Source organism: Acinetobacter sp. YH16044, assembly GCF_013417145.1.
Lineage (GTDB): Bacteria > Pseudomonadota > Gammaproteobacteria > Pseudomonadales > Moraxellaceae > Acinetobacter > Acinetobacter amyesii.
This window is the reverse complement of the sequence record NZ_VPEK01000147.1, coordinates 1-1,286: the sequence shown is the minus strand read 5'-3', so window position 1 is coordinate 1,286 and position 1,286 is coordinate 1. Positions and strand designations below refer to the sequence as shown.

The 1,286-nt window shown below is 35.0% G+C and carries 1 protein-coding gene; it reads left to right on the top strand.

The window, feature by feature from the left end; all coding sequences use genetic code 11:
• Positions 1-251 precede the first annotated feature (251 nt).
• Positions 252-1,286: DNA (cytosine-5-)-methyltransferase (gene dcm / locus FTV38_RS17615; protein WP_180023056.1), on the top strand; the 1,035-nt coding region annotated here is incomplete at its 3' end.

The window sequence follows — 1,286 nt, the reverse complement described above, 5'->3', positions numbered from 1 at the left end:
TCCACTCTTCCATAGAGATATCTTTGATAGTTGTTTCAATCGTAGCGGCAAAAACATCAATAGTATTTCTATACATATCTTGTTCAGCAGAATCTTGAGATTCATAAGCTGATTTTACTAAAGGTCTTAAAACTTCCTTGACCTTATCTTTATCAAACGTTGACACTATTAAAACTCCTAAAATAATTGTGGACCTGGCTCTCCTTCCGAGTTAAACTTATGACTTGTTCTGTAATAACCTTAACGCACCTATGAACATACTTACTTCCTTTGATGATTGCTTCTCGGCAGAAACAATTGCTGATGCCTTATCAGTTTCTAAAAGGAATATTGAATCATGGGCGAAGAATGGAAAACTTGTTCCGATTCTAGATCCTGCAACCCACAAAAAACCATATAAAAAAGAACAGTTAATTCAATTTCCCGAATTCTCTGCAATGTTTAATAGCTCATGGCAAGAACAAGAAAAAACAACTCCAATTAGAGAGTTTTCTCTTGTCGAGTTATTTGCAGGAGCAGGCGGATTAGCTTTAGGTTTAGAAAAAGCTGGCTTCAAATCAATTTTATTAAATGAGAAAGATAAATTTGCATGTCAGACTTTACGATTTAATAGACCTGAATGGAACGTAATTGAAGATGATATTGCTAATGTTGATTTTCGTCATTTACAAGGAAAAGTTGACTTATTAACAGGAGGATTCCCATGCCAACCTTTTTCGTATGCTGGTAAACAGTTAGGTTTTGAAGATATCCGAGGAACTTTAGTTTTTGAGATGGCTAGAGCTATCAAAGAAATTCAACCTAAAGTTTTCTTAGCAGAAAATGTAAAGGGATTAGCGGAAAATGATGGTGGAAAAACATTAGAAACCATTATTTCTATTCTAGAAGAAATAGGTTATGAGATTGTTGAGAAAGATATTTATAAAGCATTATTTTATAAAACACCTCAAAAGCGTGAACGTCTTATAATTATTGGTGTTCGAAAAGATCTAGTTGGCCAAGCTAATTTTGAGAAACCGTCTCCCTATCATCGCATTCTAAATCTGCGTGATGCTTTCAAAGCTGGTGAATTATATGAAGATGATGTTCCTGAATCTATAAGTCAAAAATACCCTCAAAGAAAGGCCGAAATTATGTCGCATGTTCCTGAAGGTGGATACTGGAGAGATCTACCTCTAGAACTACAAATTGAATATATGAAAGGCAGTTTTCACTTAGGTGGTGGAAAAACAGGTATGGCTAGACGATTATCATGGGATGAACCAAGTCTAACATTGACTTGTGCG